11 protein-coding genes and 2 tRNA genes are annotated in these 12,516 nt (G+C 64.3%); 10 read left to right on the forward strand and 3 right to left on the reverse strand.

Annotation, left to right across the window (positions count from 1 at the left end; genetic code table 11):
• The first annotated feature begins 49 nt into the window (after positions 1 to 49).
• The 5 genes from folD (at position 50) to AC3FLX_RS20460 (ending at position 6,278) form a co-directional block, all read left to right on the forward strand.
• Positions 50 to 907 (forward strand): bifunctional methylenetetrahydrofolate dehydrogenase/methenyltetrahydrofolate cyclohydrolase FolD, encoded by an 858-nt coding sequence (folD, locus tag AC3FLX_RS20440; protein WP_488699126.1) that lies wholly within the window; start codon positions 50 to 52, stop codon positions 905 to 907.
• A 145-nt stretch (positions 908 to 1,052) separates the two neighbouring features.
• On the forward strand, positions 1,053 to 3,158 hold the full coding sequence (locus AC3FLX_RS20445; protein WP_488699127.1) for a M3 family metallopeptidase: 2,106 nt from the start codon (positions 1,053 to 1,055) through the stop codon (positions 3,156 to 3,158).
• A 30-nt stretch (positions 3,159 to 3,188) separates the two neighbouring features.
• Positions 3,189 to 3,599 (forward strand): hypothetical protein, encoded by a 411-nt coding sequence (locus AC3FLX_RS20450; protein WP_488699128.1) that lies wholly within the window; start codon positions 3,189 to 3,191, stop codon positions 3,597 to 3,599.
• Positions 3,600 to 3,619: 20 nt separating this feature from the next.
• On the forward strand, positions 3,620 to 4,417 hold the full coding sequence (gene xth / locus AC3FLX_RS20455) for an exodeoxyribonuclease III (protein ID WP_488699129.1): 798 nt from the start codon (positions 3,620 to 3,622) through the stop codon (positions 4,415 to 4,417).
• A gap of 4 nt (positions 4,418 to 4,421) precedes the next feature.
• The gene (locus AC3FLX_RS20460) at positions 4,422 to 6,278 is read left to right on the forward strand and encodes a SulP family inorganic anion transporter (RefSeq protein ID WP_488699130.1); all 1,857 of its coding nucleotides are present in this window, start codon (positions 4,422 to 4,424) and stop codon (positions 6,276 to 6,278) included.
• 146 nt (positions 6,279 to 6,424) lie between these two features.
• Here AC3FLX_RS20460 and AC3FLX_RS20465 read toward each other — a convergent pair whose 3' ends face one another.
• Positions 6,425 to 6,688 (reverse strand): DUF1488 family protein, encoded by a 264-nt coding sequence (locus tag AC3FLX_RS20465; RefSeq protein ID WP_066738920.1) that lies wholly within the window; start codon positions 6,686 to 6,688, stop codon positions 6,425 to 6,427.
• Between the two features lie 333 nt (positions 6,689 to 7,021).
• On the opposite strand from AC3FLX_RS20465, the gene AC3FLX_RS20470 reads away from it, so the two are divergent.
• Positions 7,022 to 7,097, forward strand: a tRNA-Lys gene (locus AC3FLX_RS20470).
• Positions 7,098 to 7,220: 123 nt separating this feature from the next.
• On the opposite strand, the gene AC3FLX_RS20475 is transcribed toward AC3FLX_RS20470, so the two are convergent.
• Positions 7,221 to 8,603: an 8-oxoguanine deaminase gene (locus tag AC3FLX_RS20475; protein WP_488699131.1), complete on the reverse strand. Its 1,383-nt coding sequence runs from the start codon at positions 8,601 to 8,603 to the stop codon at positions 7,221 to 7,223.
• Positions 8,604 to 8,723: 120 nt separating this feature from the next.
• On the reverse strand, positions 8,724 to 9,623 hold the full coding sequence (locus AC3FLX_RS20480) for a LysR family transcriptional regulator (RefSeq protein ID WP_488699132.1): 900 nt from the start codon (positions 9,621 to 9,623) through the stop codon (positions 8,724 to 8,726).
• A 124-nt stretch (positions 9,624 to 9,747) separates the two neighbouring features.
• Here AC3FLX_RS20480 and AC3FLX_RS20485 point away from each other — a divergent pair.
• The 4 genes from AC3FLX_RS20485 to AC3FLX_RS20500 all read left to right on the forward strand — a co-directional run bounded on the left by AC3FLX_RS20485 (position 9,748) and on the right by AC3FLX_RS20500 (position 12,495).
• A tRNA-Lys gene (locus tag AC3FLX_RS20485) sits at positions 9,748 to 9,823 on the forward strand.
• A 282-nt stretch (positions 9,824 to 10,105) separates the two neighbouring features.
• Positions 10,106 to 11,083, forward strand: a complete 978-nt coding sequence (locus AC3FLX_RS20490) for a tripartite tricarboxylate transporter substrate binding protein BugE (RefSeq protein ID WP_488699133.1) — start codon at positions 10,106 to 10,108, stop codon at positions 11,081 to 11,083.
• Between the two features lie 178 nt (positions 11,084 to 11,261).
• Positions 11,262 to 11,636: a hypothetical protein gene (locus tag AC3FLX_RS20495; RefSeq protein ID WP_488699186.1), complete on the forward strand. Its 375-nt coding sequence runs from the start codon at positions 11,262 to 11,264 to the stop codon at positions 11,634 to 11,636.
• Between the two features lie 337 nt (positions 11,637 to 11,973).
• Entirely contained in the window at positions 11,974 to 12,495 is a 522-nt protein-coding gene (locus tag AC3FLX_RS20500; RefSeq protein ID WP_488699134.1) for a MarR family transcriptional regulator, read from the forward strand.
• Positions 12,496 to 12,516: the final 21 nt, after the last annotated feature.

The following is a 12,516-nucleotide window of genomic DNA, read 5'->3' on the forward strand; positions in this document are numbered from 1 at the left end:
CGCGCGCGGCGCCAGCCCCATCCTCCAGCCTTTCCAGTCACGTACACCCATGTCCGCTCAACTGATCGACGGCAACGCCCTTGCCAAACAAATCCGTGCCGAGGCCGCCCAGCGCGCCGCCCGCCTGACCGCCGCAGGCCACCAGCCTGGCCTGGCCGTGGTGCTGGTGGGCGAGGACCCCGCCAGCCAGGTCTACGTGCGCAACAAGGTCAAGGCCTGCGAAGACAACGGTTTCTACTCGTCGCTGGACCGCTATCCGGCCGACCTGTCCGAAGCCGACCTGCTGGCCCGCATCGACGCGCTGAACAACGATCCCAAGATCCACGGCATCCTGGTGCAGCTGCCGCTGCCCAAGCACATCGACAGCCACAAGGTGCTCGAAGCCATCGCGCCGGAAAAGGACGTCGACGGCTTCCACGTGGCCAACGCCGGCGCGCTGATGACCGGCGCCCCGCTGTTCCGCCCGTGCACGCCCTATGGCTGCATGAAGATGCTGGAATCGATCCAGTACCCGCTGCGTGGCGCGCGCGCCGTGGTGGTGGGCGCCTCCAATATCGTCGGCAAGCCGATGGCCATGCTGCTGCTGCAGGCCGGCGCCACCGTCACGATCTGCAACAGCAAGACGCGCGACCTGACCGCCCACACCCGTGACGCCGACGTGATCGTGGCAGCCGTGGGCCGCCGCAACATCATCACGGCGGGCATGGTCAAGCCGGGCGCCGTGGTCGTCGACGTGGGCATGAACCGTGACGACGCCGGCAAGCTGTGCGGCGACGTGGACTTTGCGGGCGTGCGCGAGGTGGCTGGCCACATCACGCCGGTGCCGGGCGGTGTGGGGCCGATGACGATCACGATGCTGCTGATCAACACGCTGGAAGCGGCCGAGCGCAAAGCCGGGCTGGCCTGAGGAAAGGTCCCGATGGCGCGTCTATCGCGCCTCAATCACCCTGATAGCAAAGTCGTACTGGATATTTGGCCGCAAAGGCCTCATCTTGCACAGGTAAATCGTGCCGCCATGCGCTCCCGCCGCGGCACGCCAACCGGGAATTGCCATGACTGATACCACCGACCGCGCCAACAATCCGCTGCTCGATTTCTCGGATCTGCCGCGTTTTGCGGAGATCCGCCCCGAGCACATCGGCCCGGCGCTGGACGTGCTGCTGGCCGAAGCCCAGTCCGCCGTCGCCCGCACCGAGGATCCGGCCACTCCGGCCACCTGGCTGACCGCCGTGGAAGCCCTGGAAACCGCCACCGAGCCGCTTGGCCGCGCCTGGGGCGTGGTGGGCCATCTGAGTGCCGTGGCTGACACGCCCGAATTGCGCAAGGCTCACGCCGACAACCTGCCGCGCATGACCGAGTTCTGGTCGTCGCTGGGCCAAAGCCTGGCGCTGTACGAAAAGTACAAGGCCGTGGCTGCGGGCCCCGAGTTTGCCGGACTGTCGCCGGCCCGCAAGCAACTGCTCGAAAACGAGCTGCGCGGGTTCCGCCTCGGCGGTGCCGAACTGGCTGAAGACAAGAAACCGCGCTTCGCCGAGATCCAGGACCAGCAGGCCCAACTGTCGAAGGCTTTCTCCGACCACGTGCTCGATGCCACGAACGCCTACGCGCTCTACGTCGAGGACGGAGCGCGCCTGGCCGGCATTCCGGCCGATGCGCAGGAAGCCGCCCAGCTGGCCGCCGAAAAGGATGGCAAGGCCGGCTGGAAGTTCACGCTGCACTTTCCGTCGTATTTCCCGGTGCTGCAGTACGCCGATGACCGTGCGCTGCGTCAGACCATGTACGAAGCCAGCGTCACGCGCGCCTCGGAACTCGGTCCGCAGTACAACAACGGCCAGACCGACTGGGACAATACGTCGAACATGCGCGAGCAGCTGACGCTGCGCCGGGAAGAGGCGCGGATGCTCGGCTACAACAATTACGGCGAAGTCTCGCTGGTGCCCAAGATGGCCGAGTCGCCGGCCGACGTGCTGAAGTTCCTCGACGAACTGGCCGTCAAGGCCCGCCCGTACGCCGAAGCCGACTGGAAAGAGCTGCGCGCTTTCGCGGCCGCCGAACTCGGGCTGGAAAAGATCGAACCGTGGGACGTGGCCTATGCGTCCGAGAAGCTGCGCCAGAAGCGCTATGCGTTCTCCGACGACGAGGTCAAGCAGTACTTCCAGGAACCCAAGGTGCTGGAGGGCCTGTTCGGCGTGGTCGAAAAGCTGTTCTCGGTGAAAATCGAGCCGGACGACGCCCAGACCTGGCACAAGGATGTGCGCTTCTTCCGCGTGGTGTCGCCGCAGGGCGCGCTGCTGGCCCAGTTCTACATCGACCTGTATGCGCGGGAGGGCAAGCGCGGCGGCGCGTGGATGGATGACGCCCGCGGCCGCAAGGAACGCGACAACGGCACCTTGCAGACGCCGGTGGCCTACCTGACCTGCAACTTCACGGCGCCGGTTGGGAACAAGCCCGCCCTGTTCACGCATGACGAGGTGATCACGCTGTTCCACGAGTTTGGCCACGGCCTGCACCATATGCTGACGCAGGTGGGCGACCTGGGCGTATCGGGCATCAACGGCGTGGAATGGGATGCGGTGGAGCTGCCATCGCAGTTCATGGAAAACTTCTGCTGGGAACACGAGGTCCTGTCGACGATGACGGCCCACCTGGAAACCGGCGCGCCGCTGCCGCGTGTTCTGTTCGACCGAATGCTGGCCGCGAAGAACTTCCAGAACGGCATGGCCACGCTGCGCCAGATCGTGCTGTCGTCGTTCGACATGCATCTGCATACCGACTACGACCCGCAAGGCGCGGTGTCGGTGCTGGAGCTGTCGCGCCAGATCAACGACGCCAAGCACGTGGTGCCGCAGTCGCCGCTGTCGCGCTGGCCGAACACGTTCAGCCACATCTTTGCGGGCGGCTATGCGGCCGGGTACTACAGCTACAAGTGGGCCGAGGTGCTGTCCGCCGACGTGTACGCCGCGTTCGAGGAAGCAGCGCAACTGTCTGGCAGCGTGCTCGATGCCGCCACCGGCGAACGCTATCGCCGCGAGATCCTGTCCGTGGGCGGCAGCCGCCCGGCGATGGAATCGTTCGTGGCGTTCCGGGGCCGCACACCGCAGATCGATGCGCTGCTGCGGCATGGCGGCATGGCGGAAACGGCGGCCGCCGCGGCCTGATCGATCGCTCCCCGACCAGGCGCCCGGATCATGGACAATGCCGTTCCGATCCGCACGGAATGTCCACCGGGCGCCTGCGACTGCAAGCGCGAGTTGCTGCTGGAAAATCCCGCTGCCGACCGCCGCATCCTGATGCTGACCCAGCATGAGGAAAAGCGGCTTGTGGCGCGGCTGGAAGCGATAGAAACGCTTGCCGACCTGCGTCGGATGCAGGAAAAGATGCGCGCCCAGTTGGGTATCGTCGTCACGATCACACCCAGCGATAACGAGGTACGCACCGTCAGGGGTTTCGATATCGAAGTCGAGGACCAGCCCGGCCTGTGCCGCAAGACACGCGCCGCCATTCCCGCCGCCATCCGGCGTTGCATGAAAACCCATGAGCAGATCGCATTCGACATGCTGAACGAACGCGACCTGCTCGGTGGCCTGTTCGGCCAATAACCGCCACAAGAATAATGACGATGAGAATCGCGAGCTGGAACGTCAATTCCCTGAAGGTCCGCCTGCCCCAGGTGCTGCAGTGGCTGGAAGCGCAGGATGCCGCGGGCACCCCGGTCGATGCCCTGTGCCTGCAGGAACTGAAGCTGCCCGACGACAAGTACCCGCTGGCCGAACTGGAAGCGGCCGGCTTTCATAGCATCTACACGGGCCAGAAGACGTATAACGGTGTGGCGATCGTGGCGCGCGACGGCGCCATGCCGGCCCCGACCGACGTGGTGCGCAATATCCCCGGCTATGAAGACACGCAGCAGCGCGTGGTCGCCGGCACCTATGGCGACGTGCGCCTGATCAGCGCGTACTTTCCGAACGGCCAGGCGCTGGACTCCGACAAGTTCGTCTACAAGCTCGACTGGCTCCGCGCCATGACCGACTGGCTGCGCGCCGAGATGATCCGCTATCCGAAGCTTGCGCTGCTGGGCGATTTCAATATCGCGCCGGAAGACCGCGATGTGCACGATCCTGCCAAGTGGGAAGGCCAGAATCTGGTATCGCCCCAGGAGCGCGATGCGTTCAAGGCGCTGATCGCGATGGGCCTGGTCGATTCGTTCCGCATGTTCGAACAGCCCGAGAAGACCTTTTCGTGGTGGGACTACCGCATGATGGGTTTCCGCCGCAACGCCGGTCTGCGCATCGACCATATCCTGCTGTCTCCAGACCTGGCCCAGCGCTGCACGACCTGCCTGATCGACAAGGAACCGCGCCGCTGGGAGCAACCGTCCGACCACACGCCGGTCGTCGCCGCACTCAAGCTCGACTGAGCCGATGAGCGCCGTCCGCGCCAATACGCCTGCCCTGCGGCGCTGGTTTCCGTGGCTGCAGCGCGTCACCCCGCTGACGCTGCGTGCCGACCTGATCGCCGGCATGCTTGGCGCGGTGCTGGTATTGCCACAGGGCGTGGCATTCGCCACGCTGGCCGGCCTGCCGCCACAGTACGGGATCTATACCGCGGTGATTCCGTGCATCGTCGCCGCGCTGTTCGGTTCGAGCTGGCATGTGATGTCGGGGCCGACCAACGCCAATTCGCTCGCACTGTTTGCGATGCTGAGTCCGGTGGCGTTCGCGGGCAGCCCGGCCTATATCGCGCTGGCGCTGGCCGTGACGATGCTCGTCGGCATCCTGCAGTTCGCAGTGGGTGCGTTGCGGCTCGGTTCGCTGGCCAACTTCATTTCGCCATCGGTGCTGCTCGGTTTCACATGCGGCGCGGCGACGCTGATCGGCCTGTACGCACTCAAGGACCTGTTCGGCCTGGCCGTGCCCACGGGTACCAGCGCGTTCGGCGTGGTGCGTTTTCTGTTCGACAACCTGGACACCATCAACGTCAGCGCGGTGGTGGTGGGCGGTGTCACGCTTGCGGTGACGATTGCAATCAAGCGAATCTGGCGCAGGCTGCCCTTCATGTTGCTGGGCCTGCTGGCCGGCTATGGCGTGGCGATGCTGCTGAACCATAGTGGCTGGGGCGAGGCGCAGCATGTGAACGTGGTGGGTCCGATTCCATCGGCCATCCCGCCCTTCGGCCTTCCGGACATCAACTGGCGCACGGTGCCCGACCTGCTAGGCATCGCCGCCGCGCTGACCATCGTGGCGCTGGGCCAGTCCATTTCCATCGCCAAGGCCGTCGCGCTCCGGTCCGGGCAGCATGTCGATGCCAACCGCGAGTTCATCGGACAAGGCTTGTCCAATATCGCGGGTGGATTATTTTCCAGCTATATCTCGTGCGGATCGCTGAACCGCTCGATGCCGAACTTCGAAGCCGGTGCCCAGACGCCACTCGCCAGCGTGCTATCCGCGCTGCTGCTGGTGGTGTTCGTGACGATCAGTGCGCCATTGCTCGCACAGATTCCGTTGGCGGCCATCGCGGCCATGCTGATGCTGGTGGCCTGGGGCCTGTTCGATTTCCAGCGGCTGCGCCGTATCGCGCGATTGTCGCGCACCGAGTTTGCCATCGCAGTCGGCACGTTCGTCGCCACGCTGGCCATCCGCCTGGAGATGGCGGTGCTGCTTGGCACGATCCTGTCGCTCGTCGCCTATCTCTATCGCACCTCACGCCCGGCCGTGCGCAGCCTGGTACCCGATGCCGATGACCCGGGCCGGCGCTTCACGCCGCTGGACGAATTGCGCCGCCCGCAGCCGGAGTGTCCGCAGCTCAAGCTGCTGCGCATGGAAGGTGCCATCTACTTTGGCGCCGTTCAATACGTGACAGACCGTCTGCACTGGCTGCGCACCGTCAACGCCGAGCAGAAGCATCTGCTGGCGATGACCAAGAGCATGAATTTCATCGACCTGGCCGGTGCCGAAATGTGGGAAGCCGAATTGAGCGAGCGCCGTGCCGCCGGCGGCGACCTCTACTTCCACCGTCCGCGCACACAGGTACTGGAAACATGGGAGCAGACCGGCTTTACAGACAAGCTTGGCCGCGACCATATCTTCCCGACCAAGCGGCAGGCACTGCACACCATCATCGCCACGCTCTCCCCCGAGATCTGCGCCCAATGCCAGGCGCGTATTTTCGAGGAATGCACGCAGCGGCCTGGCGGGCCGAACTACCGCCAGACGGAGGATGGGATCGTGCAGCACGCGCCACGACATGGCACAGCGCTGGACGCAACGCATCCTGCCTGAATGGCAATGCGGACAACCAGACTTTGAAAAAACTGCCGGAAACTTCTCGAAAGTACGCCCTGGGTTCGGGCATTTAGTGCGCCGGCCGGCTCGCGGTGAAGCGAAGCCGAAGCCAGCGGCGGAGGGTTGCTACCGTCGGTCGGTCTTCAGACCGGCGCCACGTGCGCGCGCTTGACCACGACCGGCTGGGGCACGCCCTGCTCGATCAGCACCACGGCCGCGCGTTCGATCGTGTCACGACCGGCGCGGAACGCCTCCTCCAGCGACAACACCTGGTCGGCGCTAAAGCCTTCCCAAAGCGCTTCACGTGTAACCACGCATGTCACTTGCTCACCATCGACAAGCGCGTGGAACAGCAAACCCTCGTTGTTGATGTCGTAGCGGTCTTGCTCCTGGAATTTGATTTCCATCATCACAGCCCTCCATATGCAAGTGGAAAAGAATCCTAACATGGCTTTGCGGAAATCGTCTGCGATCCCCTGCACCGCTCAGGCAGATTGCGAATCGTCTCAATGACCAGTGGCGGGTACGGCAAGTTCCCTCCAGGACAGCACGATCGCCAGCGCGACGGCATAGTGTGACAAGCGTGTGTGTCAGCGTGATGTGCCGATCGATTCGGTCATGCGGGCGCGCGCTACGCGCATGCCCGCAGGTGCCTTGCGGCGCCCGCGCGCGGATTCATGCGCGGCATGCATTTAACGTTTGACAAAGCCAAAAATGCTGCTAGAATCTCGGTCTTCGTCGGGGCGTTAGCTCAGTTGGTAGAGCAGCGGACTCTTAATCCGTAGGTCGAGTGTTCGAGTCACTCACGCCCCACCAGACACATGAAAGGCCGGAAGCAGCAATGCTTCCGGCCTTTTGCTTTCTGCGGCTTTTGCGGCTGGTTGCGGCCGATTACGACTGGCCGCGCCGATGCACAAGGCCGCTCATGCGGCCTGCTCATCAAACCCTGGCACTCTCGAATAACGTGCGCGCCAGGCGGCGATGGTCGGCCAGTACATTCGGCAGGTCCACCGTCAGCAACCGGCCATCGCGTACCACCACGCGGCCATTGATGATGCTGGTCGACACATTCGCCGGCGTGCAGAACACCAGTGCCGCTACCGGATCGTGGCCGCCACCGGCAAAGCCGACGGACGACATGTCGAACGACACGATGTCCGCGGACATTCCCGGCGCCAGCGCACCGATGTCATCGCGGTTCAGCACGCGGGCGCCGCCCAGCGTGGCAATTTCCAGCGCCTCACGCGCACTCATCGCCGCGGGGCCGAATCCCACGCGCTGCAGCAGCATGGCCTGACGCGCCTCCCCCAGCATGTGCGCGCCGTCGTTCGACGCGCTGCCATCGACACCCAGCCCCACCGGCACACCGGCGTCGCGCATGCGGCGAACCGGCGCAATACCCGACGCCAGCCGCATGTTCGAGCACGGGCAATGTGCCACGCCCGTGCCGGTTCGCGCGAACAGTGCCAGCCCCTCGTCGTCGAGCTTCACGCAGTGCGCGTGCCATACATCGTGACCCACCCAGCCCAGGTCTTCGGCGTACTGCGCCGGCGTCATGCCGAATTTTTCGCGCGAGTAAGCGATGTCATTGTCGTTCTCGGCCAGGTGAGTGTGCAGCGAAACGCCATAGTGGCGCGCCATCGTCGCGGACTCGCGCATCAGGTCGCGCGACACCGAAAACGGCGAGCACGGCGCCAGCACCACGCGCAGCATCGCGTGGCGCGACGCATCGTGATATTGCTCCACCAGCCGCTGGCTGTCGCGCAGGATGTCCGGCTCCCGCTCGACCACGACGTCGGGAGGCAATCCGCCCTGACTGCGGCCCACGCTCATCGACCCACGCGCCGCATGAAAGCGCATGCCGATCTGGCGCGCCGCATCGATCGAGTCATCGAGCTTTGAACCGTTCGGATACAGGTAAAGGTGATCGCTCGTCGTCGTGCAACCCGACAGCATCAGCTCGGCCATCGCGGTCTGGGTCGACACGCGAATCATCTCGGGCGTCAGGTGCGACCAGATCATGTACAGGTTGGTGAGCCAGCCAAACAGCTCGGCGTCCTGCGCGGCGGGCACGGCGCGCGTCAGGCTCTGGTACATGTGATGGTGCGTGTTAACCAGGCCCGGCAGCACCACGTGGTCGCGCATATTCACTACCTCGGCGCTGCCGTCGTCGATCTGGCGACGGTATGCCTCGGGCAGATCCGACGTGGCACCCACCCACTCCACGACCGGCCCGTTGGCGACGAGCGCGCCATCGGCAATTTCGCGGCGCTGCGCGTCCATCGTGACCAGCACGTCGGCATGCTGAAGGATCAGGGTCATGGGATTCTCGATGTCGTGATTGTCAACGACACGGAGTCTACGCAGGACCGACATCCGTCCCAAGCGCAGAATTTCGCGCTGGGTGTCCACAAATTGTGGACACCCGTCACCCAACGCCGGCTAACGGAACAGCGCCGCCAGCGCGCCGGCCATGTCATCGGCCATCAGCCCGGCGGCGGGCGTCAGCGAACCACCCCCGCGCGCCACGAGCCGCAGCGTCTGGCGTCGCAGGTCGCTGTCACGCAGCGGCACGAATATCACCGAGCCTCGCGCGCGCTCCTCCATGACGTCGAGCGGATTGAGCAGAGCCACGCCGGCGCCCGTTGCCACCAGGCGCTGGATCAGCACGATCGATGTGGATTCCACGATAGGCATGATGCCGATCGATTGCCGCGCAAATGCGTCATCCACCAGCGCGCGGATCGACAACGACGGCGCCGGCAGGATCAGCGGGTATCCAGCACACTCGGCCAGCGTGGCGGAAGTCTGCGCTGCCAGCGGATGCCCGGGTGCCACCACGGCACCGATCGACCAATCCCGGCTGGCCACCACGCGAAAGGCCGCCACCTCCGGCAGGTCGTACCCCAGGCCGAGATCGGCATCGCCCTGCTCCACGGCCGTGACGATGCCGCCGACCGGCAGATCGGCCACACGCACGACAATGCCGGGCTGGTGCTGGCGGAAGTCATGCACCAGCGACGGCATCAGGGCGCCCGCCAGCCCCGACGTGGTAGCAATCGTCACCATGCCGCGCCGCGCCCCCTTGATCTCGGCCACGCGCGCCTGCAGGGCCTGGTGCTCGCGCAGCGTCTGCCGCACGTGAGCCAGAACCGCCTCGCCAAGCGGGGTCAGATGCAGGCGTTTCTGGATGCGGTCGAACAGGGGCGCGCCAAGCTCGGCCTCCAGTTCCAGGATCTGGCGATTGATCGCGGTCGGCGCCACGTGCAGGTGTTCGGCCGCGCGCCGGATCGAACCGCGCCGCACAACTTCATCGAGATAGCGAAGGACACGGGCGTGCATGGGCGGATGAGACTCATTGAACCGTTCAGGAATCCGCGCATTGTACGGGCCGCAAAATCTTCAAAAAAATCGGTGAAGGGGCTTGCGCGATACAAATCCGCTTGCTAGAATCTCTTTCTTCGTTGGGGCGTTAGCTCAGTTGGTAGAGCAGCGGACTCTTAATCCGTAGGTCGAGTGTTCGAGTCACTCACGCCCCACCAGCGAATTCCTGAAAGGCCCGAAGCAGAAATGCTTCGGGCCTTTTGCTTTCCCGCCCTGCTGTTCTGCCCCGCTTTCCGCCCCGCCTCCCCAGCACGACCACGATTCCGCCGCGGTGGTCATATCTCCACGGGTTCCCCCCTATATCCCACACTTACCTTTCCGGGTTGAATGCTCCTCGGCGCATATCATGGAACGTAGTTCCGTATTGCGGAACCAATAGTCTGTCTTCCGCGAATGACAGGCGACACAAGCACTACAAGCAATAAGTTGGGAGGCATCTCTTGAAAGCAGTTCTGAAAGCGGGCGCCGTGGGCGCCCTTGCCGCACTGGGTCTGATGGCGGCCACCGCACACGCTCAGTCGTATCCGAACAAACCGATTCGCCTGATCGTGCCATTCGCCGCCGGCGGCACGACCGATATCGTTGGCCGCGCCGTCTCCGACGCCCTTGGCCGCGAGCTGGGCCAACCCGTGGTGGTCGAAAACCGCGGCGGTGGCGGCGGCGCGATTGGCGCCGATGCGCTGGCAAAATCCGCGCCGGACGGCTACACGCTCGGCATCGCCACGGTCAGCACGATGGCTACCAACCCGGCCACCAATGCAAAGAACCCGTACGATCCGCTCAAGGACTTCGCACCGATCACGAACCTCGTGAATGTGCCGAACGTACTGACCGTGAATCCGAAGGTGCCCGCGAAGAACCTCAAGGAATTCGTGGCCCTGCTCAAAGCGAATCCGGGCAAGTACAGCTACGCATCGGCCGGCAAGGGCAGCATTTCGCATCTCGATGGCGAACTGTTCAAGTTCATCACCAAGACCGACATGGTCCACATCCCCTACCGTGGATCGGGCCCGGCGCTGAACGACACGCTGGCCGGCCAGGTGAACGCCCAGTTCGACAACCTGCCGTCGTCGATGCCGTTCATCCAGACCGACAAGCTGCGCGCACTGGCCGTAGCCGCGCCCAAGCGCGTGGAAGGCCTGCCCAACGTGCCGACCTTTGCCGAGGAAGGCATGAAGGACATGAACAACATGGCCTGGTACGGGCTAGTGGCACCGGCTGGCACGCCGGCCGCGATCGTCGCCAAGGTGCACGATGCTGCCATCAAGGCACTGCAGGACCCGAACGTGAAGAAGCGTCTGCACGACGCCGGCGCCTACCCCGATGGCAATACGCAGCAGCAATATGCCGCGCAGATCAAGCGCGAACTGGAACTGCGCAAGAAGATTGCGACCGACCAGAACATCACGCTGGAATGACAGCCTGATGATGGCGTGGAAGTAACGTGACGCGCCCGTCGCCCGAGTATTGTTACTACAACTCCGCGCGGCAGGCCGTCACAAATCCCGGTACAGTGTCATTATCGATACAGGCATTTTCCACAAATTTCTGTTTCCGGCCGGCCCACTGTCCGGCCCTCACTTGAAGAGGATGATGATGCTGAAGAAAACCGTACCGACGCTGATCGTTGCCGCCCTGACTACCCTGGGTGCCGTGCAACTGGCACACGCGCAGAAGAACTACACGGACGGTGGCGATCTTTACAGCGGCAGCCACACCAAGAACAAGGCGAACGCAAACCAGAACGCAGCCAAGTCCGGCAAGTTCGATCCGTACACCGACGGCGCAAAGAAATCGACCCGCACCGATCTGGCACCGAACAAGAAGGTCGATCCCTACACCGACGGCGCCAAGTCCGGCAAGCCGGACCCGTACCTGGACGGTGCCAAGGTTGGCAAGGCTGACCCGTACACCGACGGCGCGAAGTCGGGCAAGGCCAATCCCTATACGGACGGCGCCAAGAAGCAATAAGCGGCTTGCGGGTCATCGCCCGCAAACGCGAAGGTCCTCGCAGCCCCTGCCATCCGGCAGGGGCTTTTTCATTGCCGCGCTCACGTCAGACATCCGACAATTCCCGCGCTGCACGGCATGCAGCCACTCCGGCGCCCCTCCGCCAAAAGATTGACTAGGAAATACCCGACCTGTCATGCAAATGTCCCAACATTACTGATAGTGTTCGGCCTACCGATTTTTACAGAAGCGACCGGCCCCACTGAGAGGCAGGCGCCCACGCCGTCCGGGCCGGCTAAAGCACCGGCCCAAGAAGTGTCATAGGCGGCAAGAACCCTTATATGGGAGACCTGAGCAAATGCAGCCCAAAGCACTCGAAATTCATGAGCCTGCCGTGATATCGCTTGTCGATGCCGTCACCGCATGGCAAAGCGCCCTCGAACAGACGCTGAGCGTATCGGGGCTGACCTATCCGAAATGGCTGCTGTTGCGAGCAATCCGGCTCGACCAATTCACGCGCGGCCAGCCATGCCAAGGTGCCATCTTCCTTGATGTGCCCCAGACCGAGCGGATGCTGCGCGAACTCCATGCCGATGGCTGGCTGGAATTCCCGGCAGACGGCAACCCGACGATCGCCCCCGATGCGCGGCCGCGTCTGGAGCGTGCGGCCCAGGCCGTGCGCGCATTGCACTCGGTGTCGGTCGGCCAGCTGGCTTCGGCCGAGCGTGCGGCGCTGACCAGCCTGTTGCATCGCATGACGACCACGCTGAACGATCACGCGGATCGCCACAGCCGGCGCGCCGCGCGCGACACGCACGAGCTGTCGCTGGTGGTATCGGGCCATGCCGGCCACACCGCGCCACAGGCATTGGCTGCCTGACCCTCGCTTCGTTTTCTTCGC

The sequence above is a fragment of the Cupriavidus sp. 291-E7 genome (assembly GCF_057798835.1).

Coding starts and splice junctions, on each gene's coding strand:
- folD (WP_488699126.1), top strand. CDS start 50: ATGTCCGCTCAACTGATCGACGGCAACGCCCTTGCCAAACAAATCCGT.
- AC3FLX_RS20445 (WP_488699127.1), top strand. CDS start 1,053: ATGACTGATACCACCGACCGCGCCAACAATCCGCTGCTCGATTTCTCG.
- AC3FLX_RS20450 (WP_488699128.1), top strand. CDS start 3,189: ATGGACAATGCCGTTCCGATCCGCACGGAATGTCCACCGGGCGCCTGC.
- xth (WP_488699129.1), top strand. CDS start 3,620: ATGAGAATCGCGAGCTGGAACGTCAATTCCCTGAAGGTCCGCCTGCCC.
- AC3FLX_RS20460 (WP_488699130.1), top strand. CDS start 4,422: ATGAGCGCCGTCCGCGCCAATACGCCTGCCCTGCGGCGCTGGTTTCCG.
- AC3FLX_RS20465 (WP_066738920.1), bottom strand. CDS start 6,688: ATGGAAATCAAATTCCAGGAGCAAGACCGCTACGACATCAACAACGAG.
- AC3FLX_RS20475 (WP_488699131.1), bottom strand. CDS start 8,603: ATGACCCTGATCCTTCAGCATGCCGACGTGCTGGTCACGATGGACGCG.
- AC3FLX_RS20480 (WP_488699132.1), bottom strand. CDS start 9,623: ATGCACGCCCGTGTCCTTCGCTATCTCGATGAAGTTGTGCGGCGCGGT.
- AC3FLX_RS20495 (WP_488699186.1), top strand. CDS start 11,262: ATGCTGAAGAAAACCGTACCGACGCTGATCGTTGCCGCCCTGACTACC.
- AC3FLX_RS20500 (WP_488699134.1), top strand. CDS start 11,974: ATGCAGCCCAAAGCACTCGAAATTCATGAGCCTGCCGTGATATCGCTT.